Annotated in this window: 24 protein-coding genes; all 24 read right to left on the bottom strand. The window is 38.7% G+C overall.

What is annotated here, in order from left to right; translation table 11 throughout:
- Positions 1-376: 376 nt before the first annotated feature.
- On the bottom strand, positions 377-583 hold the full coding sequence (locus tag NAG76_16755) for a YlzJ-like family protein (protein ID URN93468.1): 207 nt from the start codon (positions 581-583) through the stop codon (positions 377-379).
- A complete protein-coding gene (locus tag NAG76_16750) occupies positions 583-1,251 on the bottom strand; it encodes an ATP-dependent Clp protease proteolytic subunit (GenBank protein URN96867.1) in 669 nt (222 codons plus the stop codon). Before NAG76_16750 ends, NAG76_16755 begins: the two co-directional genes overlap by 1 nt.
- A gap of 355 nt (positions 1,252-1,606) precedes the next feature.
- The gene (locus NAG76_16745) at positions 1,607-3,016 is read right to left on the bottom strand and encodes a CAP-associated domain-containing protein (GenBank protein URN93467.1); all 1,410 of its coding nucleotides are present in this window, start codon (positions 3,014-3,016) and stop codon (positions 1,607-1,609) included.
- A gap of 204 nt (positions 3,017-3,220) precedes the next feature.
- The gene (locus NAG76_16740; protein URN93466.1) at positions 3,221-4,900 is read right to left on the bottom strand and encodes a ribonuclease J; all 1,680 of its coding nucleotides are present in this window, start codon (positions 4,898-4,900) and stop codon (positions 3,221-3,223) included.
- A 256-nt stretch (positions 4,901-5,156) separates the two neighbouring features.
- On the bottom strand, positions 5,157-6,053 hold the full coding sequence (dapA, locus tag NAG76_16735; protein ID URN93465.1) for a 4-hydroxy-tetrahydrodipicolinate synthase: 897 nt from the start codon (positions 6,051-6,053) through the stop codon (positions 5,157-5,159).
- A gap of 87 nt (positions 6,054-6,140) precedes the next feature.
- Positions 6,141-7,355 (bottom strand): aspartate kinase, encoded by a 1,215-nt coding sequence (gene dapG / locus NAG76_16730; protein ID URN93464.1) that lies wholly within the window; start codon positions 7,353-7,355, stop codon positions 6,141-6,143.
- Positions 7,356-7,407: 52 nt separating this feature from the next.
- Positions 7,408-8,442: an aspartate-semialdehyde dehydrogenase gene (locus NAG76_16725; GenBank protein ID URN93463.1), complete on the bottom strand. Its 1,035-nt coding sequence runs from the start codon at positions 8,440-8,442 to the stop codon at positions 7,408-7,410.
- Between the two features lie 36 nt (positions 8,443-8,478).
- Complete coding sequence (locus tag NAG76_16720; protein URN93462.1) at positions 8,479-9,066, bottom strand: dipicolinate synthase subunit B; 588 nt, start codon at positions 9,064-9,066, stop codon at positions 8,479-8,481.
- A complete protein-coding gene (gene dpsA / locus NAG76_16715; GenBank protein URN93461.1) occupies positions 9,063-9,962 on the bottom strand; it encodes a dipicolinate synthase subunit DpsA in 900 nt (299 codons plus the stop codon). Before dpsA ends, NAG76_16720 begins: the two co-directional genes overlap by 4 nt.
- A gap of 156 nt (positions 9,963-10,118) precedes the next feature.
- Positions 10,119-10,655 (bottom strand): GNAT family N-acetyltransferase, encoded by a 537-nt coding sequence (locus tag NAG76_16710; GenBank protein ID URN93460.1) that lies wholly within the window; start codon positions 10,653-10,655, stop codon positions 10,119-10,121.
- Between the two features lie 455 nt (positions 10,656-11,110).
- Positions 11,111-11,590: a dUTP diphosphatase gene (gene dut / locus NAG76_16705; GenBank protein URN93459.1), complete on the bottom strand. Its 480-nt coding sequence runs from the start codon at positions 11,588-11,590 to the stop codon at positions 11,111-11,113.
- Positions 11,535-12,803 (bottom strand): insulinase family protein, encoded by a 1,269-nt coding sequence (locus tag NAG76_16700; protein ID URN93458.1) that lies wholly within the window; start codon positions 12,801-12,803, stop codon positions 11,535-11,537. The genes dut and NAG76_16700 overlap by 56 nt, the downstream gene beginning before the upstream one ends.
- 161 nt (positions 12,804-12,964) lie before the next feature.
- Positions 12,965-13,975 (bottom strand): polysaccharide deacetylase family protein, encoded by a 1,011-nt coding sequence (locus NAG76_16695; protein ID URN93457.1) that lies wholly within the window; start codon positions 13,973-13,975, stop codon positions 12,965-12,967.
- Positions 13,976-14,128: 153 nt separating this feature from the next.
- The gene (gene pnp / locus NAG76_16690) at positions 14,129-16,231 is read right to left on the bottom strand and encodes a polyribonucleotide nucleotidyltransferase (protein URN93456.1); all 2,103 of its coding nucleotides are present in this window, start codon (positions 16,229-16,231) and stop codon (positions 14,129-14,131) included.
- A gap of 100 nt (positions 16,232-16,331) precedes the next feature.
- Positions 16,332-16,601, bottom strand: a complete 270-nt coding sequence (rpsO, locus tag NAG76_16685) for a 30S ribosomal protein S15 (GenBank protein ID URN93455.1) — start codon at positions 16,599-16,601, stop codon at positions 16,332-16,334.
- Between the two features lie 155 nt (positions 16,602-16,756).
- Entirely contained in the window at positions 16,757-17,704 is a 948-nt protein-coding gene (locus NAG76_16680) for a bifunctional riboflavin kinase/FAD synthetase (protein URN93454.1), read from the bottom strand.
- A gap of 37 nt (positions 17,705-17,741) precedes the next feature.
- On the bottom strand, positions 17,742-18,650 hold the full coding sequence (gene truB, locus NAG76_16675; protein URN93453.1) for a tRNA pseudouridine(55) synthase TruB: 909 nt from the start codon (positions 18,648-18,650) through the stop codon (positions 17,742-17,744).
- A 1-nt stretch (position 18,651) separates the two neighbouring features.
- Positions 18,652-19,641, bottom strand: coding sequence for a bifunctional oligoribonuclease/PAP phosphatase NrnA (locus NAG76_16670; GenBank protein URN93452.1), 990 nt, complete (start codon positions 19,639-19,641; stop codon positions 18,652-18,654).
- Positions 19,638-19,994 (bottom strand): 30S ribosome-binding factor RbfA, encoded by a 357-nt coding sequence (rbfA, locus tag NAG76_16665; GenBank protein URN93451.1) that lies wholly within the window; start codon positions 19,992-19,994, stop codon positions 19,638-19,640. Before rbfA ends, NAG76_16670 begins: the two co-directional genes overlap by 4 nt.
- A 7-nt stretch (positions 19,995-20,001) precedes the next feature.
- The gene (gene infB / locus NAG76_16660; GenBank protein ID URN96866.1) at positions 20,002-22,689 is read right to left on the bottom strand and encodes a translation initiation factor IF-2; all 2,688 of its coding nucleotides are present in this window, start codon (positions 22,687-22,689) and stop codon (positions 20,002-20,004) included.
- Positions 22,690-22,757: 68 nt separating this feature from the next.
- On the bottom strand, positions 22,758-23,084 hold the full coding sequence (locus NAG76_16655) for a ribosomal L7Ae/L30e/S12e/Gadd45 family protein (GenBank protein ID URN93450.1): 327 nt from the start codon (positions 23,082-23,084) through the stop codon (positions 22,758-22,760).
- Positions 23,081-23,386 (bottom strand): YlxR family protein, encoded by a 306-nt coding sequence (locus NAG76_16650; protein URN93449.1) that lies wholly within the window; start codon positions 23,384-23,386, stop codon positions 23,081-23,083. The genes NAG76_16655 and NAG76_16650 overlap by 4 nt, the downstream gene beginning before the upstream one ends.
- Before the next feature lie 28 nt (positions 23,387-23,414).
- On the bottom strand, positions 23,415-24,512 hold the full coding sequence (gene nusA / locus NAG76_16645; GenBank protein URN93448.1) for a transcription termination factor NusA: 1,098 nt from the start codon (positions 24,510-24,512) through the stop codon (positions 23,415-23,417).
- Between the two features lie 34 nt (positions 24,513-24,546).
- Positions 24,547-25,008 carry a ribosome maturation factor RimP gene (gene rimP / locus NAG76_16640; GenBank protein URN93447.1) on the bottom strand — a complete coding sequence of 154 codons (462 nt, stop codon included), beginning with the start codon at positions 25,006-25,008 and terminating at the stop codon, positions 24,547-24,549.
- Positions 25,009-25,087: the final 79 nt, after the last annotated feature.

The raw sequence follows: 25,087 nt of genomic DNA, 5'->3' as shown, positions 1-25,087 counted from the left end.
CCAACTTCCATTATATCACATCAAAATATTGTGATCTACGAATAAAGATGAGCAGTTAGTATTTAGCTGTATTTTATTAGGTAATAAAGGAGGCACAAAAAGACTGAGCAACGAATTTGCTCAGTCTTTTACAGTATGTCGAATAAGCTACGTTAGCATATTCCTCGTGATCACGAGTGGATGTTTTGAACTACCTCTTAAAATGAAGGTTCAAAACATTCGCTTGTCAGCACCAAGAAGATGCCCCACAGCGAAAACGAGTAGCACAGCGTACGTTATTGGTACGCGAGCACACGCAGGCTTTCGATGGGGGCATCTTCGACGCTGAATAAACTACGTTAGCTTATTCAGCGTGATCACGAGTGGATGTTTTGAACTACCTATAAGGGATTATGCTTCCGGGGGCATACTTCTCATCCAGATAACAATCAAGCGGTGGATTTATTAGGCGAACGATCATGGCATTACCTGTTGTTAAGGGCTTTACTTCCATTAACATTCCTTGGTATACATAATCTAATCGATGATCATTAGGTTTTTGTTCCCCATACACATATTCAACAGGTACAACAGAATATAACATTACACTTGCTCCTCCTTATTACTATTAATTAACATACGAAGTTGTGCTAGGGCATCTCCTATTCCACCTACTTTATCAATAAGACCGTTAGTTACTGCATCCCCACCAATGACTGTCGTACCAATATCTCTAGCCAATTCTCCGGTCTTAAACATCAAAGCCTTGAATGTCTCTTCAGTTATTTGTGAGTGCGAAATGACGAAACGCGTTACTCTCTCCTGCATCTTATCTAAATATTCAAATGACTGCGGAACACCAATAACTAGTCCATTCATACGAATCGGATGTATTGTCATCGTAGCTGTCGCAGCAATAAAGCTTACATCTCCAGATACTGCTATTGGAACACCTATGGAATGTCCTCCACCAAGAACAAGAGTAACTGTTGGCTTTGACATTGTACTAATCATTTCCGCAATAGCAAGTCCAGCCTCAACATCTCCGCCTACTGTATTAAGTATTATTAGCAAACCTTCAATTTTGCTATTTTGCTCAGCAGCGACAAGTTGAGGAATGATATGCTCGTACTTCGTCGTTTTATTATTAGGTGGTAAAATCATATGACCTTCGATTTGACCAATAATCGTTATACAATGAATGTTACTTTCTTGCACGCTTGGTACATTTGCCGATCCTAATTGTTGTATGGCTTGTATCGTTTGATCCACAGTTGGCTTTGTTTCCTCTAGCTTGTTCGGTTCATTAGGTAATTGATCCCCAGTCAGATTCGGAAAAGAATACATCATATGCCTCCTAAACTTTTTGTTGCTTCGTGTAATAACCTCTGATGTAAACAAAAAGTCATTCCGAAAGCTATAAACTAACTTTTTGTAATGCCGTGCTGTAACTTCTTAGGTGGACAATAAGTCACTTTGAAAGCATAACTTTATTATTTATATACTTAGTATGGAGAATTATGCACAATTTATGCTAAATCTTTTAAACAACAAAAAAGGAAAAGAACAATATCGCTCTTTCCCTCTATTGGAGTCTCACACTCTATCACATAACTATAGTTTACTATTAGTAAGGCATAATAAAGTCTTGTGTATAGTAATTCCGATATGCGCCTACTCCAAGTTCCTTATATTCAGAATATAACATGTTATCTCTATGATTCCACGAATTAATCCATCCGGTGTAAACAGCAAATGCATTTTCATAGCCTGAAGCGATATTTTCTCCACCACCAAAATTAGTCAACCCTGCAGCTTTCAAACGAGCTTGAGGATCTAATCCTGCTAAATTTGTATGATCAAGATATTTGTTCGTATACATTTCTTTACTGTGCAAGTATGCAGCTTTTGCAGCTTTTTCATTCCAAGTTAACATGGTTTGAACATTATTTTTGTTACGGAAAACATTCGTAACATCTAATATTTGTAGTTCATAACTTTTATCAATAAGTTCTTGTGTTGCCGTACCTTTTTTACTATAAATTGCATCATATTGTAATATTCCATCTACAACATTATCTGAAAACTTGTCCAAGTAATAATTAGTAGTAATTCCATTTTGTTTATTTTGATAGTAACCAATGGTATTTACTTTAACTTCATTACCGACAAATTTTTTCAATCTTTGAATACTTGAACCTACTAATATTGCATTATCCTTACCCCAAACATTTCTTGAGTTAGAATAGAGCGCTACTACTTTCTTTTCACTAGAAACTCCATACATAACGAATCTATTATAGTCTTTATTATATACATACCAAGTAAAGTTAAATTCAGACGAGTCTTTACGATTTGGCGTGCCCAGCTTGCTAGTTAATGTTGCCTCTGTATCACCGATAGATATATCACGTAATCCGGAAGAATAGCTTACACTAGCTCCTACATATTCTTTCACCGAAGGATACAATTGCTTCATCCGTTTAATAAATACGATAGCTTCCGCTCTATTCAAATTTTCATAAGGTGAATATCCTTCAACTGTAGCGCTAATTTTACCTGTTGATAACTTGGTATCTAATAAAAATTGAATCGATGCTGCGTCATTTTTGTAACTGCCTTGTAGCATTGAATAAACAATATTCGCCACTTGATAACGTTGATATACCGAATTTTGACCACTAAAGTGCCAGAAATTATCCGTAGCAAGGTCAAAGTATGGAATATACCACTTTTCTCCAGACTCTGCTTTTCGAACTGTGAAATCTTCACTATACGCACGTGCAATCATCGCTAAAAATTCTGGTTCAGTAACATTACTATTCGGATTAAAATTGCCATTAGCATCGCCTTTAACAATACCTGCATTGTAGCCCCAATTAATAGCGTCCATTGCCCAATGGTTGTTAGGCAGATCTTTAAAGATGTTATCTACCTTATTTGTCATTGCAGCATTGACATGTTGTGTACTTATTGGAATGACACCACTCAAAAAAACAATTACTGCGATAATTATAAGCAGTTTATTTCCTCTCATTGTCTCCACCTCGTTTGTTATAATTTTGAGTTAATAAACTAACATTTGGATAATAATACCTGATTATTATTCTATTATATGCAATACAAGCAGTTATTCAATTGAATTTCCAACAAATAGGTCGTAAGACATAAAAAAACTAGCTAATGTCTACTCAGTAATGAGTAATATTAGCTAGTAAATTTAGGTGAATGGAATATAAAATTATACTTCCATAATAATTGGTAAAATCATCGGGCGACGACGTGTTTGCTCATATAGGAATCTACCTAGAGAATCTTTTACGTTTGTTTTTAATGAAGCCCACTCATTAACTTTATCGTTCATTAATTTAGTAAGTGTAGAAGTTACGATACGGTTTGCCTCGTCAAGAAGTCCTTCGGACTCACGAACGTAAACAAAACCACGTGAAATAATATCTGGACCAGATAGAATTGTTCCATCTGCTTTGCTTAGTGTTACAACAACGACTAGAATACCATCTTGAGATAGTAGTTTACGGTCACGTAATACGATATTACCTACGTCACCTACACCTAATCCGTCGATAAGTACACGACCTGCTTGAACTTTAGGTCCACGTGCAGCTTGGCCACCTTGGAACTCAACAGTTTCACCATTATCTAATACGAAAATGTTTTCTGGAGGGATTCCAACTTCTTCACCAAGATCAGCATGAAGACGAAGCATACGATATTCACCGTGAACAGGAATAAAGTATTTAGGCTTAACAAGATTAAGCATTAGTTTTAATTCTTCTTGACTACCGTGACCAGATACGTGAACACCTGATACAGATCCCGGTCCGTAGATAACATGTGCTCCAAGACGGAACAATTCATCTACCGTTCTACCTACATAACGTTCATTACCAGGGATAGGCGTCGCGGCAATGATCACCGTATCTCCAGGTAAAATATCTACTTTGCGATGTGTTGAACGTGCCATACGAGTAAGCGCAGACATTGGTTCGCCTTGACTACCAGTACACAAGATTACAACACGATCAGCTGCCATACGATTTACTTCTTCAGGCTCAATAATCATTCCTTCAGGAATATTCAAGTAGCCTAGCTCACTAGCAATCGTAACGACATTTACCATACTACGACCTACGACTGCAATTTTGCGGCGTGTTGCAATCGAAGCATTAATTACTTGCTGAATGCGATGTACATTTGAAGCAAACGTAGCTACAACAACACGTTGCGTTGATTTACGGAATATATCTTCTAGTTCATTACCTACATTGCTTTCAGAAGGTGTATATCCTGGACGTTCAGCATTTGTAGAATCAGATAGTAGAGCTAATACGCCTTTGCTACCGATCGCTGCAATACGCTGCAAATCTGCAAATTGATCATTAACAGGTGTGTGATCAAATTTGAAATCACCTGTATGTACAATCGTACCTTCTGGTGTATCTAAACATACTCCGACTGAATCAGGAATACTGTGATTCGTTTTGAAGAAGCTTGCAGTGATCGTTCCAAGTTGGATTTCACTATCTGCACTAATAAGAATACGTTTTGTATCTCCTAGTATTCCAGCTTCTTTTAATTTCACTTCGATTAATCCTAGTGTTAATTTTGTTGCATACACAGGAACATTTAAGCTTTTCAATACATATGACAAACCACCGATGTGGTCTTCATGTCCGTGAGTAATAATGATACCGCGTACTTTATCCTGATGTTCTACTAAGTATCCAACATCTGGAATTACGATATCAATACCGAGCATGTCCTCCTCAGGGAATTTCAATCCTGCATCTACTACTACAATGTCATCGTTATATTGAACGACGTACATATTTTTACCGATTTCGCCGACTCCGCCTAGTGCAAAGACAAGTAACTTATCTTGGTTATTCTTTTTTGACAAGTGAATCTATACCTCCTAAAGGTTATACCTTCTTTAATTTGTTGTACTAAAATTATCTATTAACAAAAAACGTCAGATGCCGCTCTGACGGAATGTTCAAATTCAATATTTAATTGCCGCACCCATTCACTTAATTCCATTATACATGATTAAAAAGCGATTACACAAGTCAAAGGCAACATTTTCGTTCTGATTTCAAAATATATGTAATAACGACAAAAGCCGATGCCTCTCAGCACCGGCTTTTTAAGGATTTCTATTTAGAAATTTCATTTTTAATTTGAAGTAAATTACGTACAAACTCAGCTTCTGATTCCGTAATTGGTGCCAACGGTAAACGAACTGAACCAACAGGGATTCCCATTACTTCTAGTGCATATTTCACTGGAACTGGATTAGACATAGGATGAGGGCAAGCAAACATACCTTTAAAGAATGGCAGTAATTGACCATGAAGCTTAGCTGCTTTTGTTACGTCGCCAGCTACATAGGATTGAATCATTGATTTCATTTCTTGTCCAACGATATGAGCAGAAACGCTTATAATACCGTAAGCACCTACTGAAAGTGCAGGTAGTGTTGCAGCATCATCACCGGAGTAAACTCTGAAACCTTCGGGTGCTCCACTAATAATAGATGTAAGTTGATCTAGGTTAGCACAATCCTTGGTCGCAACAACATTTGGAATTTGTGCAAGTCTAAGTGTCGTATCTACCGACAGGTTAGTTCCTGTCCGACCTTCAACGTTGTATAAGAATACAGGAAGTGAGGTATTTTCTGCAATCGCTTTGAAATGCAAATATAGACCTTCTTGACTTGGTTTGTTGTAATACGGTACAACAAGCAATAAGCCGTCTACTCCGCATTGCTGCGCTCGTTGTGATAAGCTAATTGAAGATTTCGTATTATTACTGCCTGTTCCTGCGATAATTCGCACTCTTCCAGCAGCTTTTTCTACAGCAAAAGCAAATAACTCTACTTTCTCATCTTCTGATAATGTTGGTGACTCCCCTGTCGTCCCAGCAATAACAATGCTATCACTTTGCTGATCAACAATTAAATACTCGATAAGTTGCTCAGCTGTAGCCCAATCAATAGTGCCTTCTGTATCGAAAGGGGTTACCATTGCGGTAATCATTCTTCCGAATTCCATCAGAAATTCCTCCTACTATTTCAGTCAAAATCAAAAGTTCTATTATGATTTATATAAATAATTTAATACTTTATTATTGTAAAGCGTTTAACGATTAAGGTCAAACGTTGAATGTAGCGCCATAAGTGAAACAACCATATGTTGTTCCTTCACCAATACCCAAATTGCAGCATTAGAGTCCGCTGATTGAAGGATCGGGACATCAATATCAGATAATGCCGTAATGATATTAGCCATAACTCCAGGTTGACCGTTCATGCCACCACCGATGATTGATATCTTAGCGCAATTTGGTTCAAGCTTCACCGTTAATTTCTCGGCTTCGAGTAGTTGTTTCGCTTGTTCTGCTTGAACTGTCTGAACAGTAAAAACAGCACCGTTTAATGTAACATTAATAAAGTCTACACTAATCCCATTGCGGGCTAACGTTTGAAATAACAATTGTGGAGCACGATGATCACCGTAATCACTTTGTACCGTTAGTTGAGTAATACCTGATACATGAGCTATACCCGTTACATGTCGATCAAGTACTGCATGTTCGTTATGATCCCATGCCGCATCCTGTACAAGAGTGCCTTCATCATCAGAAAAAGTAGAACGCACTCGAACGGGAATTCGAGCTTGTTGTGCGATCTCTACTGCACGAGGATGTACAACTTTTGCACCTTCTCTTGCCATATGACAGATCTCTGCATAGCTCAATTTAGCGATAGGTTTAGCATCAGTAACAAATCTAGGATCAGCAGTTAGGACACCATTGACATCTGTATAGATATCAACATACTCGGCATGTAGCGCAGCGCCAAGTGCTGTTGCTGTCGTATCACTGCCACCTCTTCCTAAAGTAGTTACATCGTTATCTCTTGTTCTACCTTGAAAACCAGTTACAACGACCACTTTATTCTGCTTTAATGCTTGGATCAGTTTCTCTGGTTTAATCGAAGTTATCTTCGCAGCACCAAATTCTTCATCCGTCTCTATTCCTGCTTCCCCACCTGTATATACAACCGCTTCGATACCTGCAGCGCGAATCTGAGCGCCTAGCAGTGTCGCAGAGATTATTTCACCACAACTTATTAACAAATCCGTCTCACGAGCGTCTACGCCGCCTTGATGAGGGTCTAACAATTCTAGCAATGTATCTGTTGCATATGATTCACCACGTCTACCTATCGCAGATACAACGATGACAACGGCATAGCCGTTGTCTCGTTCGCGCTCGATATGATGAATCACACGTGCTGTTGCTTCAGTTGTTGCTAATGAAGTGCCGCCGAATTTTTGAACTAAGATTCGCATAACTTCGCCTCCGTAATACATTAAGCCTGACTAAGATGATGAAAGATGTAGCTTAACCTTTTGCAATATACTCAGCAATTTGCACTGCATTCCATGCAGCACCTTTTAATAGATTATCAGAAACAATCCACATATTTAGACCTTTTTCACTTGTAATATCACGTCTGATACGACCTACAAATACATCTGGTTTACCAGCTGCTTCTGTAGCAAGTGGGTAAAGTTGATTCGTTGGGTCATCTACTAGAGTAATACCAGGAGCATTTTCAAGTAAAGACTTCACTTCTTCAACTTCAAATTGATTGTTGAATTCTACATAAACAGACTCTGAGTGACCATAAATTACAGGTATACGAACGCAAGTAGCAGAAACTTCAATAGAATCGTCGCCCATAATTTTTTTCGTTTCATTCGTCATTTTCATTTCTTCATATGTGTAGCCATTTTCAGTAAATTTATCAATTTGCGGAATCGCATTAAAAGCAATTTGATGCTTAACTGGTAATCCACCTACAGGTAGTACATCTGGATTAACTTCTTCTTGGTCAAGAACTGCTCTTGTTTGACGAAGTGTTTCGCGAATCGCGCTTGCTCCAGCACCTGAAACCGCTTGGTAAGTAGATACAATTACGCGTTTAATACTATAGCGATCATGTAATGGTTTCAATGCAGCAACCATTTGAATAGTAGAACAGTTAGGATTAGCAATAATACCTTTATGAGCAGCAATATGTTCAGGGTTAACCTCTGGAACAACAAGCGGCGTATTAGGATCCATACGGAATGCACTCGTATTATCGATACATACAGCGCCACGTTTTGCAGCTTCTGGAGCTAATACTTTAGATACATCGCCACCAGCACTGAACAAAGCGATTTCTACACCATCAAAACTATCTGGTGTTGCCTCTTCAATAATATATTCAGCACCTTTGAATGTTAGTTTCTTACCAGCGGAACGAGCTGAAGATAGAAATTTAATTTCATTAATAGGGAAGTCTCTTGTCTCTAACAACTTAGTAATTTGTTCCCCTACTGCTCCTGTTGCTCCGACTACTGCTAAATTATACAATTTTTGGTTTGACATATGATGTCTTCTCCCCTCTATACTATGGCTAATATATTAATGCCGTTCGATTAGCATTGGTTGCAATTGCTGACCTTTTAGGGCAGACTCACAGGCTTCCATAATAAGATCCATTCTAGCAACTAATGAATTAGGCTTATTGATAGGATCGTCTTGACCGAACGGCACAAAATAAATGTTTTTCGTAACAAGAAGTTTCGCAATGTTGGCCATATTCAATCCAAGGCCATCATTAGTTGATATAGCAATTACGATTGGGCGACCATTACGCATTTGCGATTTGGCTGCCATAAGCACTGCACTATCAGTAATTGCATTTGCTAAACGACTTGTTGTATTACCTGTACAAGGCGCAATTGTTAACACATCGATTTTTTTCGATGGTCCCAGCGGTTCTGCCTGAACAATAGTTGAAATAATCTCATTGCCAGTAATACGAGTTAATTCACTACGCCATTTTTCTGCTGTACCAAAACGTGTATCTATTGTTAATAAAGTATTAGAAACAATAGGAATTACGTTAGCTCCAGCATCAATAAATCGCTGTATTTGAGGCATTATTTCTTCCAATGTACAATGTGACCCGGATAAAGCATAACCTACTGTTAATCCATCCCAATTCATCGTAAATCCCTCCGCATCGTCAATTCAGTGTGTATCAATTGACTTAAGCAATCTGCTAGTAGTAAACCTGCAGTTCTGGGGGCTACGATGCCAGGTAAGCCTGGAGCAAGTAAAGCTTTCATGCCTCGTTCCTCTGCAAAATGGAAGTCTGTTCCACCTGGCTTTGTTGCGAGATCAATAATTACCGTACTTTTTTGTAGTTTTTCGATTATTTGCGCTGTGATTATCATAGTCGGAATTGTATTAAAAAGCAAGTCAATATTACCTACAAATTGCTCAAGATCCTTTGTATAAAAAGGATTGAAGCCCATTTCATACGCTCTTGCATATTGCTCAGAACGTCTAACTCCAAAATAAACATTTGACCCCAATGCTTGCAGTGTTCTCGCCATTGTAATTCCTGTTCGCCCAAAACCTAACACCATAGAGTTGGATCGATGTATCGTAATGTCTGTATGCTGAATCGCCATCATCAAGGCACCTTCAGCTGTAGGAATAGAGTTGTAGATTGCTACGTCATCACGTTCAAACAACTCAACAAGCTGATAGCCACCATCATTACATAATTGTTTCAAGTACGATTTTGCAATTCCGGTATAGATGGTGCAATGCTTAGGTAAGGCAAGCAAATATTCTTTTGTTAATTGTAAGCTTTCACTGCTGAAAACGGTTTGAATAAAGCCATCATCATCAGGACCAACTGCTGGCAGGATCAATGCATCAAGGTCCTCTAATGAACTAACCTCTAAATCTACAGCTACTGCGCGTGGATTCAGCTCTTTTCTCTGATCAAACCCACATACGGTGACTTGAGCATTCAGCTCACAAAGCTTATGAATAACTTCAAGTTGCCTTGCATCGCCGCCAAGTAGAAGTACTTTTACGCCTGTTAACATTAGGCACACTCCTTTCTGGCTCAAAAATATAAGGTATTGTATGCGTCTATTAGCTAATGGGTGAATATCCATGCATGATGGTTTTTTGTTACTACTTGTAATTTCGAATACTCCTAATAAAAGAGACAGCGGCAGATTAGGACGAAAAATAGTGTCCTAGTCTGCCGCTGCAGTGATTGCATATAAATTATGGTCTTCCCATACATTGTTTATTTTAAGATATGCTTTTGCTAGTCCTTCATATCTAAATCCTACCTTTTCTAGCACTCGGATTGATGGCAAGTTTCTAGGCATAACCCCTGCTTGAATACGATGCAAGCCTAATTTACTAAATGCATATGCCACGCATAACTTAACTGCTGCTGTTGCATAGCCCTTCCCATTATGTTTCTGATCAATGTAATATCCCAAATATGCATTTTGAAAAGGTCCTCGAGCTACGCCAGTTAAGGCTATTCTGCCAATAAGTTCATTCGTCCCTTCAAGAAATATGCCAAAAATGTATGATTGGTCAGTTTTTGACCCTTGTATACTATTTGTTATTTCAATCTCTTTCCCTTCAAGTGTAAAGTGGGATTCGTCCCTAAGCGGATCAAATGGTTGCAAAAACTCTCGGTTTCTGAGTGTTAAGTCAAGTAGAGCTCTCGCATCCATTAATTCAAAATGTTTTAGATAAATGTTATTGTTACTCATATTCCAGATGCAGTCCCCTCTATATGTAATGAGCAATCATAATGTGATACTTGCAATGGTTTGATGTTAATTAATGTAGAGCATTTTACAGCTAGTAATCTTTCAGCGGACACAGATGCAGCTACTAGTCCACTTTCAAGGCTTATGTAAATTAAGCGGACACCATAGATCTTATTAGTACATTTGCGCACCATTTCAGCCAGAAAAATAGCGATTAAGAGCTGTGGTGTCTGCGAAAAAGACAAAGTAGATACACAGAGGGAAATAAGGTCTATCTTGTCCGATAAAAAATTATCTATCGAACGCTTCGATACTTCACTCTTCATGATTTTTCGCAGCGAAGCCAAAACTATACATTTACGATCATACTTCAGTATAAAAAAGCATCTCATCGCTACTGATTAAGTAACAAAGAGATGCTTTGAAAGTTTTGACTAATAAGTCCGATTTAAGCTTTAGACGCCAGTATGTCCGAAACCGCCAGCTCCGCGCAATGTATCAGGAAGCTCATCTGCTTCAACGATCGTTACGCTTGGAACAATTTGGAATAGCATCTGAGCAATTCGCTCGCCACGTTCAATCGTAAATGGCTCTTGGCCATGGTTGATCAGCAATACTTTAACCTCACCACGGTAATCAGCATCGATTGTACCAGGTGAATTCAGACATGTAATCCCATGCTTATAAGCTAGTCCACTGCGTGGACGAATTTGCGCTTCTAATTCAATTGGCATTGCCATCGCAAAGCCTGTCGGGATAAGTTTGCGTTCCCCTGGAGCAAGAACAACTGGTTCTGCAACTGAAGCTTGAAGATCAAATCCTGCTGAACCTTCTGTCATACGTTTTGGAATAGCCAAATCTTCATTACCTTCTAGACGCTTAAATAATACTTGAAACAAGCTGATCCCTCCTAAGTTTAGCAACTGCTTTATCATTAGTCCCCACCATTGACATCGCAAACGGAGTCGACAACATCATTTTAGTTACTTCTTTGATCTCATCCATTGTAATGCTATCAATGCGAGTTAATAAAGTGTCTACAGAATTATGCTTTCCTAGCATCAGCTCATGTTTCCCGTTGCGGTTCATACGACTACTAGTACTTTCAAGATTCAAAATTAATGAACCTTTTAATTGTTCTTTACCCCTAGCAACTTCTGCATCAGTCAATCCTTTTTGACCAACCTCATACATAAGTTCCATTGTTAGATCAACAACATCCTTTGTTTGCTTAGGTGCTGTTCCTGCATAGATCGTGAATAGACCAGAATCAGCTGCAGAACTATGATAGGAATAGACAGAGTATGCTAATCCTCTTTCTTCACGAATGACTTGGAACAACCTCGAACTCATCCCACCACCTAATGCATTATTCAGTAGGATCATCGCATTTTGCAATCGATCACCTAATGCACAGCCAGGGAATGACATACAAATATGATTCTGTTCTGTTTTCTTTTGAAAGAAAGAATAGTCACCAACAAATGTAGGTACTACTATGCTATCTGTGATTGGTGCATTATTTTTGTAATGACCAAAGTAAGTTTCTAATAAATCTAAAAGTGAGTTTTCTTCAACATTACCAGCAACACTAAGGACGATATTGTCAATCGTATATCGATCCTTCATAAAATCTAGTAATGTGTTGGAATTCATACTTGCCAAAGTTTTTTCTGTACCAAGTATTGAATAAGCTAAAGGATCATTACCATAGGCAGCTTTAGCAGCTTCATCATGGACACGATCATCTGGAGTATCTTCATACATCGAGATTTCTTCTAATATTACATTGCGTTCTTTAGCAAGTTCTTCTTCATCCATTTGTGAATTAAAGAACATATCTGAAAGCGCATCTACAGCTAGAGGTAGATGTTGATCTAATACTTTTGCAAAATAGCAAGTATACTCTCGCGAAGTGAACGCATTAACGTTACCACCAATACCATCAAATAAATCAGCAATATCGCGCGCACTTCGTTGCTCTGTACCTTTGAACATCATATGTTCAATAAAATGTGAAATCCCATTATTAAGTTCTGTCTCATTACGCGAGCCATTTTTTACCCATATACCAATTGAGACGGATCTAACAGTAGGAATTTTTTCGACAACGACACGCATGCCATTGCTAAGCTTGTACTTTTCCACCAAGCAACCTCCTAAAACTTTTCGTTTATTCTTTAATGACTTCTAGTAACGAAAAGTTACTTCGTAAGCATATGCAAAATTTTCGTTTCTTCTTGAATGACTACTAGTAACGAAAAGTTACTTCGTAAGCATAAACAAAAATAATCAATGATTCAACTATATCAGAATATATCTACTCCCTCAACTGTATCCTGCAGTCGTTCAGAAGATAGCGTATCACTTACAGTACCTATTGAGTATCCTTGAGCCTTAATACTTTTAATCATTTCAGGTAATGCTGTAGCCGTAGAGTCCGTAGGATGCATCAATATTAATGCGCCTGGTTCTAATTTCGATGTGACACGAGATACAATCAACGATGCTGGTGGTTTTTTCCAGTCAATGGTGTCAATCGTCCATAGTACTGTTAATAATCCTTGATCTCTTGCAACTTGTATCGTTGCTTGATTAAATGATCCCGATGGTGGTGCAAACCATTTATTATCAACATTTATTTCTTTCAATAATTCCTCAGTACGAGTAATTTGTTTCTCTTGCTCTGAACGAGATAAATTAGCCATATCCGGATGAGAATAAGCATGATTAGACAGCTCATGACCCGCATTTTGAATCTTTATAGCAATATCTTTGTTTTTACTAAGCCATGACCCATCTAAAAAAAATGTTGCATGTACTCGCTCTGCTTCTAGTGAACTTAATATAGAATCTATATACTCATTACCCCACGCAACATTAATCATAAAACCAATCATTTTTTTATTAGGATTCCCTTTGTATATTTGATGGTTTCCTAAATCTTCAAGATTAATAGATGGTACCGTATTTTTGTATATAAATCTTATTTTTTCTCCACGTACCATTTGTAAATTGTACTCATATGTTTTTTCAATATCTACCTCAACACCGTTGTAACCAGGAATGGCATGAAATACTCGATCTATCCGTGCATCAATCGGCTCTTCCTTATGATTGCCTGCTTCTGCCACGATCTGAGCATATAGTTCTTTCTTTTCTGCTTCAGAACGGTTCACTTGCATGAAGGTATAGACCGCATCTTGTTCCTGTACATGATTTATGAAACTAGACAGATTCCCATTAATTTTTATAAAAATGACAAGCGCCAACGTACTCGCTACGATAAAAGAGGCCTTTTTCCACCACTGAATTTTCACTTTTCTCACTCCTGCACCATTTACTGCATACACTTGTACAAGCGTATCTGTAGTACATGTTATGAGTGAGATGCTGCAAATATGTACATAACACAAAAAAAGAGACAGATCTAATCTGACTCTTCATCGTATTGATATTCAAATATCATTCAACTAAGCTTTTGGAGCTTCTTCCGCAACGAGTACCGCTTTACGAGATAGGTTAATACGACCTTGTTGATCGATTTCAGTTACTTTAACAGTGATTTGATCACCGATAGCAACAACATCTTCGCATTTGGCTACACGATCAGTTGACAGTTGTGAAATATGAACTAATCCATCTTTACCAGGAAGAATTTCTACAAAGCAACCAAATTTCTCGATACGTTTTACAGTACCTAAGTAAATTTCACCAACAACAACAACTTTTACAATACCTTCGATAATCTCTCTCGCTTTTTGAATCATTTCTTCATCAGATGAAGCGATGAATACTGTACCATCTTGCTCAATATCGATTTTCACACCAGTATCTTCAATGATCTTGTTGATGATTTTACCACCAGCACCAATAACATCACGAATTTTGTCAGGGTTGATTTTCATACTTACAATTTTCGGTGCATATTTAGATAATTTAGGACGAGAAGTCGTCATAACTTCCATCATTTTACCCAAAATATGTAGACGACCTTCTTTTGCTTGGTCAAGAGCTTGAGTTAAGATATCACGGTCGATACCAGAAATTTTGATATCCATTTGGATAGCAGTAATTCCCTCAGCAGTACCAGCAACTTTAAAGTCCATATCTCCAAGATGATCTTCCATACCTTGAATATCAGAAAGAACTGAGAAGTGATCTCCGTCTTTGATCAGACCCATTGCGATACCTGCAACTGGAGCTTTAATCGGTACACCAGCATCCATCATAGCTAACGTACTTGCACAAATACTTGCTTGAGAAGTTGAACCATTAGATTCAAGTACTTCTGATACAAGACGAATTGTGTAAGGGAAATCAGCTTCTGAAGGAATAACTTTAGATAATGCTCTCTCACCTAATGCACCGTGACCAATTTCGCGACGTCCTGGAGGACGAAGTGGTCTAGCTTCACCAACGCTAAATGGAGGGAAGTTATAATGATGCATGAAACGTTTCGTAGTTTCAGAAGAGACACCATCCAAGATCTGAATGTCACCCATTGCACCTAGTGTACAAATACTTAATGCTTGAGTTTGTCCACGAGTAAATAGTCCTGTACCGTGCGTACGAGGTAATATTGCAACGTCACATTCAATTGGACGAATTTCGCCTAATGCACGACCATCTGGACGAACTTTATCATGAGTAATTAAACGACGAACTTCTTCTTTTACAATATCGTAAAGAATTTCTTTCACGTCAGCAATTAACTCAGGAGTTTCTGCATATACTTCTTCAAAATGAGCAACAGTTTCACTGTTAACTAGATCGATTGCTTCTTGACGAGCATGCTTCTCAGCGATTTTCACTGCTTCAACAAGACGAGCACTTGCATATGCACGAACAGCTTCGTTAGCTTTTTCATCAACAGAATGAAGAATAACTTGCATTTTTTCTTTACCAGCAAGTACGCGAAGCTCTTCGATTGCTTTGATAAGTTCCTTGATCGCATCATGACCAAACATAATCGCTTCAAGTACAACTTGCTCAGAAACTTCATTAGCTTCAGCTTCTACCATCATAATCGCATCTTTTGTACCAGATACGACAAGGTAGATATCAGATTCTTCAGTTTGAGCGATTGTCGGGTTAATAATGAACTCGCCATTAATTCTACCAACAATTACTCCACCAATAGGACCATCAAAAGGTACATCAGAAATTGTTAATGCCGCTGAAGTACCAATCATAGCCGCAATCTCTGGTGCATTATCTTGGTCTACTGACATAACGATGTTAGCAACTTGAACATCATTACGGAAACCTTCTGGGAATAATGGACGAATTGGACGGTCAGTTAGACGGCTAGATAGAATTGCTTTCTCGCTTGGTCTACCTTCACGTTTAATAAATCCTCCAGGGATTTTACCTACAGCGTACATACGTTCTTCATAGTTTACCGTTAGTGGGAAGAAATCCAAATCCTTTGGTCCAGTCGAAGCAGTTACAGTACAAAGTACTGCAGTCTCTCCGTATGTTACCATTACGGCAGCATTAGCTTGCTTCGCCAAACGACCTGTTTCTAACACAAGTGTTCTTCCACCTAGCGTCGTTTCAACACGATGTTGCATTCAAACCCTCCTTTTCTATTACAAAAAGCAACCCTTAGCCTCCATGATCCAATAATGGACCCGCTAAAGGACTGTCAGGTTGCTTTTCATTACACTGATCTTAACGGCGTAAGCCTAATTTTTCAATCAATGCGCTATAACGTCTAACATCTTTGTTTTTAAGGTAAGCAAGTAATTTACGACGTTGACCTACCATTTTCAACAATCCACGACGTGAATGATGATCTTTCTTGTGAGTACGAAGATGATCTGTCAAAGTCACGATGTTTTCCGTTAGGATAGCTACTTGTACTTCTGGAGACCCTGTATCACTTGCGTGAGTTTTGTGAGCCTCGATAATTTCATTTTTGCGTTCTTGTGTAATTGCCATCCGATTTCACCTCCTTATCATAATCGCCATTAGCCTCGTTATCGGCGGTGAGCTCGATAACCATGCCAAGGTTCAGTTATCGCTGCTTGTACATACTAGACCTACAGTGCAATAACAGTACATAGTATAGCATAGTTGAATTAAGTTTGTCGAGATTATGTTTGTTGTAACAATTTCATAGCTTGATCTGAATCAAAATGTAATTGTTCAATCAATGCAGTAATCCCATCAAATTTACGTTCAGAGCGTAAAAACTGGACAACTTCAATTGTCATCTTTTCTCCGTAAATATCTTCAGAGAAATCGAATAAATGTGCTTCCATTACTGGAATAATATCTTTCTCATAGAAGGTTGGCTTCATACCGTGATTCATAACCCCATAGTACTTTTTGTTGCCTAGATATGCGATAATCGCATATACACCTAAGCGAATAGTAACATACGGAGCATGAAGTCTGAGATTTGCTGTAGGAAAACCGATCGTACGTCCACGCTGATCACCTTGAACAACTGTTCCTTCTACTTCAAAATAACGACCTAATAAATGGTTAGCTCGCTCTATATCTCCACTTTCCATACATTCTCTAATGACAGTGCTACTTACTTTTACTCCGTCAATGATATATGCTTCAATGACTTCCACTTGGATGGACGGTTCACATAATTGCTTCATAATTTCAGCATTTCCTGAACCACCTACACCAAAACGGAAGTCAAACCCTACAACTACATTGACTACTCGAAGTGTTTGCAAAATATTAGTTACGAATTCATTTGGAGTAATTTTCGAAAAATTACTGTCAAATTTGACGATGAACACATAATCAACACCAAGTTGTTCAAAAAGATTAGTTTTAGTAGATAGTGGAGTAATACATTGAACATATTGTTCGCCTTGACCTAAAATCGCTTTTGGATGAGGATCAAATGTCATGACTGCAGAAGCGTGTCCATTTGCTCTTGCAGTAGAAACTGCTTTAGAAATAACTTGTTGATGTCCTTTGTGAACACCATCAAAATGTCCTATTGCAATCGATAATGATTGATCATTCAACTCTATCTCACTAAGTGATATAGGGTAAGTCAAAGTTATGATTTTCAAAGTTGACACACCTACATTTCATCATTAACATTTTTGATCAAGAAAATACTTTAATTGGTTTCACAAGATGATTTTGTTTATCAAGTTCGAAAACACCCAAGAAAACATCTTCTTCATCAAAGACACGAACCAAAGAATGATCCGCTAACAATTGATGTCCTGTTATATCCGTCCAATAAAGCTTTTGACCTTGGATTGCATATCTCCGTTTAATGCTTTGCACTGTAGTAGCGGGCAGATGATCGATAGCAAGTTCTGGAGCAACTAGCATCTGCTCAAGAGTACCATTGTTCATATATTCTTCTACTTGTTCTAATGTTAAGCATTGCGACTTCGTTATGCCTCCTGACATCGTACGAATTAATGATGCCATCGTAGCAGGTACACCTAATGCCTTTCCAATATCAACACATAATGTACGAATATATGTACCTTTAGAGCATTGTACGGAGAAGCTAAATTGTGGATGTTCCCCATCTAGATCAAGATTTAATAGTTCTATAGAATAGATCGTCACTTTACGAGACTTACGCTCCACTGTTTTCCCTTCGCGTGCAAGTTCATACAATCGTTTGCCATCGATTTTTATAGCAGAAAACATGGGTGGAATTTGATCTATTTCACCAATAAAACTATGGAGAACTTCACGTATTTGTTGTTCTCTAATGTTAGATACTTCCGAAGTTTCAATAACTTCACCTGAAATATCTTCTGTATCTGTTGCTACTCCCAAACGTATTGTTGCTTCATAAGCTTTCGGACGCTCCTGAATATATTCAACAACTCGAGTGCTTCTACCAAGACATAGCGGAAGTACACCTGTCACCATCGGATCAAGTGTACCTGCATGCCCTATTCGTTTCATTCCGAGTAGGCGGCGAGCTTTCGCCACTACATCATGTGATGTCCAACCTTCAGCCTTCCAAATGGCTAGTACGCCGTCCATCTTATGTCAACGCCTTTCGTATGGCTCCAACTAAAGTTTCAATACTCTTGTTCATATCTTCATCCATTTTACAACCAGCAGCTCTAACATGACCACCACCGCCAAAGCTATGTGCTATAGTAGCCACATCTACTTTACCAGCTGAACGAATGCTTGCTTTCACAATTCCCGACTGATTTTGCTTGAATAATATTCCAACTTCAACACTGTCTACATTCAAAACATAGTTTACAATGCCTTCAAGATCTTCTGGAACAGCACCGCATATAGCTAAGTCATCATGCATAACAGAAACCCACCCAATACGCTGATCTTCACTGAAAGAAATACGAGCTAACAATGTTTGAAGTAGTTTAAGTCTTGCATAAGTCATTTTTTCAAGTAAATGATCTGCAAGCTCATATGCAGAAACACCAAGGGCAAGTAACTCAGAAGCCATCGCCATCACTTCGGGTGATGTATTCGAATATCGAAAACCGCCAGTATCCGTCAATAACCCCGTATACAGTGCAATAGCGCAAGGTAAATTCGGAGTTAGGTTAGCGTATTTAATAAGTTCATATATAATTTCAACAGTTGCTGCTGCATGTGGACGAATGATGTTTAAAGTACCGAATTCATTATTAGTTGGATGATGATCGATATTGAGAAGCGGAGTAACTTCAGCAGTAAACAAAGTTCTTACTTCCCCAAGACGAGAATAATCCGCACAATCAAGCGCAATAACCGCATCAAATTGCAATGAAGCTTCACGATTGAATCGCTTAATATTATCGTATTGATAAAGATAGCTAAGGCGACCAGGTAATTCGCTCTCATTAATAATAATTACCTGCTTGTTGTATTGTTCAAGCAACCAACTCATTGCAGAACAAGAACTAATCGCATCACCATCTGGTTGTTCATGAGCAACAACTAGAAAGGAATTATAGCGCTGTATAAACGCTATAGCTCCATCTAATTGCTCATGATAGGAAAGAGATGTACTCATCTCTCTCCTGAATCCTGATTGATTTCTGTAAGAAGATTCTCTATACGACTTCCATACTCAATACTGCTATCAAACTTAAAATGCAATTCTGGAGTATGTCGGAACTTAATTCGCTTACCTAGCTCAGAGCGAAGATAGCCAGTAGCTTTAGAAAGTGCTTTTAGAGTTTCTGCTTTCTGTTCATCGTTACCAAGGACACTCAAGTAGATTTTAGCTTGTGAAAGATCATTTGTCGTTTCAACACCAGTTACTGTAATAAAGCCAATACGAGGGTCTTTTAATTCAGTCTGGATTAATTGACTAATTTCTTTCTTGATTTGCTCACTTACGCGACCTACACGAATTTTAGCCATTGCTTAATCACCTCTCAACTGTCTCCATAACAAATGACTCGATAATATCTGATTCTTTAACATCGTTAAAGCGATCAAGTGTTATACCGCATTCGAAACCTGTTGTAACTTCTTTAGCATCATCTTTGAAACGTTTCAAGGACTCAATTTTACCTGTATAGACTACGATGCCATCACGGATAACGCGTGCTTCTCCGTTACGAACCATTTTACCATCAGTAACCATACAACCAGCGATTGAACCAACTTTTGTCACTTTGAAGATATTACGAACTTCAGCGTGACCTGTAATAACTTCTTTGTATATTGGATCTAGAAGACCCTTCATTGCTTGCTCGATTTCATCAATAATCTTATAGATAATTGTGTGAAGACGAACATCAACTTTTTCTTGTTCAATTGCATATTCAGCTTGTGGCTCTGGACGAACGTTAAATCCAATAACGATAGCATTAGAAGCAGATGCCAAGTTAACATCAGATTCAGTGATCGCACCTGCACCACTATGAATGATTTTCACGCGAACGCCCTCAACATCAATTTTCGCAAGAGAACCTTTCAGCGCCTCTGCAGAACCTTGAACATCGGATTTAATGATAACGTGAAGATCTTTCATCTCGCCCTCTTTAATTTGTGTATACAAGTCCTCAAGTGTAACACGAGTGTTTGCACCAATTTCAGATTGACGATGTTTGATAGCACGACGATCAGCAATTGCACGGGCTTTACGCTCATCTTCGAACACCATGAATGGATCACCAGCAAGAGGAACCTCTGTAAGACCTGTAATTTCAACAGGAGTCGAAGGACCTGCTTCTTTTAAGCGACGACCTTTATCATTCACCATTGCTCTTACACGACCGAAGCAGTTACCTGCAACAAATGCATCTCCAACTTTTAACGTACCAGATTGAACTAGAATACGTGCGACTGGACCTTTACCTTTATCAAGTTCGGCCTCAATTACAGTACCACGAGCACGTTTGTTAGGATTTGCTTTAAATTCATTCATTTCTGCAACTAGCAAAATCATTTCAAGAAGATTTTCAATACCGATACGTTGTTTCGCAGAAACTTCTACGAAGATTGTATCTCCGCCCCATTCTTCTGGAACTAGTTCATATTCAGTCATCTCTTGTTTAATTTTATCTATATTCGCATCTGGTTTATCAATTTTGTTAACCGCAACGATAATTGGAACTCCAGCAGCTTTCGCATGGCTTATTGCTTCAATTGTTTGAGGCATAATGCCGTCATCAGCAGCAACAACGATAATTGTAATATCTGTTACTTGAGCTCCACGAGCACGCATCAATGTGAACGCTTCGTGACCTGGAGTATCTAAGAATGTAATCTTTTTGTTATTAATCTCAACTTGATAAGCACCGATGTGTTGCGTGATACCGCCTGCTTCGCCAGTCGTTACATTCGTTTTACGGATAGAGTCAAGTAAAGTTGTTTTACCATGGTCAACGTGACCCATAATTGTAACAACTGGTGGACGAGATACTAGATCAGCATCATCATCTACTTCTTCAAACGTTTCGAAGTTATCTTCCTCAACCGGAATTTTCACTTCTACTTCTACACCATATTCTGTAGCGATCAACATAATTGCATCCATATCAACTTCTTGGTTAATGGTAGCCATTACGCCCAAGAATAGAAGTTTTTTAATAACTTCTGAAGCATCCTTATGCAATAGTTTTGCCAGTTCACCAACTGTTAATGTACCGCGAACGATAATTTTCTTAGGTGTGTTATCAATTTTCTCACGAGGAGGTTGGTTTTGATGATTATTTCTACCACCGCGACCTTTGTTATTACGACCGTTTCTGAAGTTAGAACCTGATTTACCATCTTCAAAACGATTATTGCTATTTCTACCCTTGTAATTTGAATTTGAGTTCGAGTTACGATCAGTAGTTGTACGAGAACTATCAAAACGAGACTCAAATGCACGAGATGGTGCAGGTGAACTCGAGCTTGAACGATTTTGGCCACCACTAGTAGGACGGTTTGATGAAGATTGACCTCCGCCTTGTGGACGATTACCAGAGGATTGACCTCCGTTGTTATTATAAGGACGGGATTGACCACCTTGGCCACTACCTTGTGGACGATTTCCGCCACCAGATTGTCCTTGTGGACGACTTTGATTGCTACCTTGTCCTTGAGGGCGAGATTGACCGCTACCTTGTGGACGACCTTGTCCTTGTGGACGAGATTGGCTACTTCCTTGACCTTGTGGACGGCTTTGTCCGCTACCTTGTGGACGACTACCACTTTGGCTGCTTTGTGGTCTACTTTGGCTTGAACTTTGACTTCTTGGTTGTTGCTCTCTAGCCCCTTGGCTATTTGATGGTGTTGATTGTGTTGGACGTGAAGGAGTATTCGTTACTTCTGGTTTTTCCTCACGTTTCTGATTATCGTTAGTATTAATAGAATTCATTGTCCCCTGTCTGTTCTCTTGCGAGAATTCCTTTTTGTCTTGTGTAGATTCTGTTGTTGTTTTTGCCGATTTTACCTTCGCTGCTGATGACTCAGCATTCGATCGTTTCACTGCTGCATTTTCTTTGATTTCACGGAAAAAACCTTCAACTTTAGATACCATTTGGTTTTCCATGACACTCATATGGTTGTTTACAGGTAAATCTAGCCTTTTAAGAATGGTGATAATTTCCTTACTGCTCATATCAACGGATTTTGCATACTCGTATACGCGCAGCTTGTCTTTATTTTCCTTACCCTCTAGTTTATTACTCAAGTAAGATCCACCTCCGTTTTTTGGCTTAAATGACCTGCAATCAATTGAGCAAATTGCACGTCAGTAACTGCAATAATAACACGATCAGGCTTTCCGATTGCTCTACCTAAGCTTTCTCTATCGTAAGCTTCAACCAGCTTCACACCGTAACTGCCACATTTATCTGAAAATTTCTTTTTCGTGTTTTCTGAAGCATCTCCAGCAACTATAACTAATTTTGCTTTTCCAGCACGAACAGCTTTCAGAACAATTTCATCACCAGTAGCTAACTTTCCGGCTCTCATCGCCATTCCTAGCGCAGACAAGGCTTTATTTATTTTCATTCGATTGTTAGCTCCTTATTCGCGATGAACTCATCTTCTAGCTTAATAAAATCTTGTTCTAATTGATCGTATATTTCTTCTCCAACCGGTTGCTTTAATGCACGGTCAAGTGCTTTGCTCTTTTTAGCTAACTTGAAGCAAGTTACTTTTCCACACAGATAAGCACCTCGTCCGGATTTTTTTCCACTTAGGTCAATCAGAACTTCATCATTCGGTGTCCGCACGACCCGAATCAGTTCCTTCTTCGACATCATTTCTTGACAAGCAACGCATTTGCGAAGCGGTACTTTTCTTGGTCTCATCGCACACCCTCCATTCATTCTGATTCAATTAGTCGATGGAAACGGAATCTTGATGCATAACATCTTGAGTCGTTTTTGGACGTCCATATTCTTGCTCTGCTTGTGTCTCTGACTTAATGTCAATTTTCCAACCAGTTAATTTTGCAGCAAGACGAGCGTTTTGACCTTTAATTCCGATTGCCAATGATAATTGATAATCAGGAACAATGACACGAGCCATTTTTTCTTGTTCAAATACGTTCACTTCAATGACTTTAGAAGGACTAAGTGCGTTAGCAACATATTCCGCAACATCATCTGACCAACGTACAATGTCGATTTTCTCGCCTTTCAGCTCGTTTACGATCGTTTGAACACGTAAACCTTTGGGGCCTACACAAGATCCTACTGGATCTACTTCACCGTTACGTGAGTATACAGCAATTTTAGATCTGAAGCCTGCTTCACGCGCTACAGAACGAATTTCAACGACGCCATCATAAATTTCAGGCACTTCGAGTTCGAATAGACGTTTCAAAAGACCAGGATGTGTACGAGAAAGAATAATTTGCGGACCCTTAGTCGTATTTTCCACCTTCGTAATAAAAGCCTTCACACGATCAAGATGCTTGAATTTATCTGTCGGCATTAATTCTGTCAGCGGCAATACTGCCTCAACTTTACCTAAATCAACAAATAAATTACGTGTATCTTGTCTCTGTACAAGGCCAGTTACGATGTCTTCCTCTTTATCGATAAATGCATTATAGATTAGTCCACGCTCAGCTTCACGAATACGTTGTGTAACGACTTGCTTAGCTGTTTGTGCAGCGATACGACCAAAATCACGAGGGGTAACCTCAATCTCCGCAACATCATCTAGTTGATAATGTGGGTTAACTTCACGTGCTGCATCTACTGCAATTTCTAATCTGGAATCAAGTACATCCTCTACAACATTTTTACGTGCATATACTTTAATGATTCCGTTATGACGGTTAATCTCTACTCTAACATTCTGTGCTGTATTGAAGTTTCTCTTATAACTTGAAATAAGTGCAGCTTCAATCGCATCTAAAAGCACTTCTTGGGAGATCCCTTTGTCTTTCGCAATCTCTTGTAGCGCCTCAATAAAATCCATACTCATTGGAACCTTGTTCCCCCTTTCATCTAATAAACCATTAGAAAATAATTGCAAGGCGAGCGCTCGCAACTTTCGCATATGGTACTGTATACTCTTTCTTGCCTACACGAACTGTAAGCTCTTCACCATCAAATGCAATAAGTTGACCTTCAAATTCCTTCATACCATCTACAGGTTCATAAGTGGTAACAAAGACATTTTTACCTATTGATTTTTCAACATCTTTAGGTTTTTTAAGTGGTCTCTCCACACCAGGTGAGGAGACTTCAAGGAAATAAGCGCCTGATATTGGTTCATGAGTATCAAGTTGCTCACTCACATATTCGCTAATACGAACGCACTCATCGATGTCGATGCCGCCTTCTTTATCTACAAATATGCGTAGAAACCAATTGCCACCTTCCTTTATGTATTCAATATCGACCAATTCAAATCCATTTTCATTGAGAAAAGGTGATACCATAGCCTCAATTGCGGTGTTGATCGCTGATGTACTCAAATATTGTTCCTCCTAAAACTTATCATATCTAATGTGAAATCTAAAAATATTCATCTATAATCTAATATTACTTCCACAA

Source organism: Candidatus Pristimantibacillus lignocellulolyticus, assembly GCA_023639215.1.
GTDB lineage: Bacteria > Bacillota > Bacilli > Paenibacillales > Paenibacillaceae > Pristimantibacillus > Pristimantibacillus lignocellulolyticus.
Note: the sequence above shows the minus strand (reverse complement) of the source record. Positions and strands in the feature narration are given on the sequence as shown.

What these genes read in the sequence shown, in the direction of transcription:
- NAG76_16670 (URN93452.1), bottom strand. Translation starts at nt 19,641, where the DNA reads ATGAGTACATCTCTTTCCTATCATGAGCAATTAGATGGAGCTATAGCG.
- NAG76_16745 (URN93467.1), bottom strand. Translation starts at nt 3,016, where the DNA reads ATGAGAGGAAATAAACTGCTTATAATTATCGCAGTAATTGTTTTTTTG.
- NAG76_16725 (URN93463.1), bottom strand. Translation starts at nt 8,442, where the DNA reads ATGTCAAACCAAAAATTGTATAATTTAGCAGTAGTCGGAGCAACAGGA.
- dut (URN93459.1), bottom strand. Translation starts at nt 11,590, where the DNA reads ATGATAAAGCAGTTGCTAAACTTAGGAGGGATCAGCTTGTTTCAAGTA.
- pnp (URN93456.1), bottom strand. Translation starts at nt 16,231, where the DNA reads ATGCAACATCGTGTTGAAACGACGCTAGGTGGAAGAACACTTGTGTTA.
- truB (URN93453.1), bottom strand. Translation starts at nt 18,650, where the DNA reads ATGGACGGCGTACTAGCCATTTGGAAGGCTGAAGGTTGGACATCACAT.
- dapA (URN93465.1), bottom strand. Translation starts at nt 6,053, where the DNA reads ATGGAATTCGGAAGAATGATTACCGCAATGGTAACCCCTTTCGATACA.
- dpsA (URN93461.1), bottom strand. Translation starts at nt 9,962, where the DNA reads ATGTTAACAGGCGTAAAAGTACTTCTACTTGGCGGCGATGCAAGGCAA.
- NAG76_16720 (URN93462.1), bottom strand. Translation starts at nt 9,066, where the DNA reads ATGAATTGGGATGGATTAACAGTAGGTTATGCTTTATCCGGGTCACAT.
- NAG76_16655 (URN93450.1), bottom strand. Translation starts at nt 23,084, where the DNA reads ATGAAAATAAATAAAGCCTTGTCTGCGCTAGGAATGGCGATGAGAGCC.
- infB (URN96866.1), bottom strand. Translation starts at nt 22,689, where the DNA reads ATGAGCAGTAAGGAAATTATCACCATTCTTAAAAGGCTAGATTTACCT.
- NAG76_16755 (URN93468.1), bottom strand. Translation starts at nt 583, where the DNA reads ATGTTATATTCTGTTGTACCTGTTGAATATGTGTATGGGGAACAAAAA.
- nusA (URN93448.1), bottom strand. Translation starts at nt 24,512, where the DNA reads ATGAGTATGGATTTTATTGAGGCGCTACAAGAGATTGCGAAAGACAAA.
- NAG76_16710 (URN93460.1), bottom strand. Translation starts at nt 10,655, where the DNA reads ATGAGTAACAATAACATTTATCTAAAACATTTTGAATTAATGGATGCG.
- rpsO (URN93455.1), bottom strand. Translation starts at nt 16,601, where the DNA reads ATGGCAATTACACAAGAACGCAAAAATGAAATTATCGAGGCTCACAAA.
- rbfA (URN93451.1), bottom strand. Translation starts at nt 19,994, where the DNA reads ATGGCTAAAATTCGTGTAGGTCGCGTAAGTGAGCAAATCAAGAAAGAA.
- dapG (URN93464.1), bottom strand. Translation starts at nt 7,355, where the DNA reads ATGCGAATCTTAGTTCAAAAATTCGGCGGCACTTCATTAGCAACAACT.
- NAG76_16650 (URN93449.1), bottom strand. Translation starts at nt 23,386, where the DNA reads ATGAGACCAAGAAAAGTACCGCTTCGCAAATGCGTTGCTTGTCAAGAA.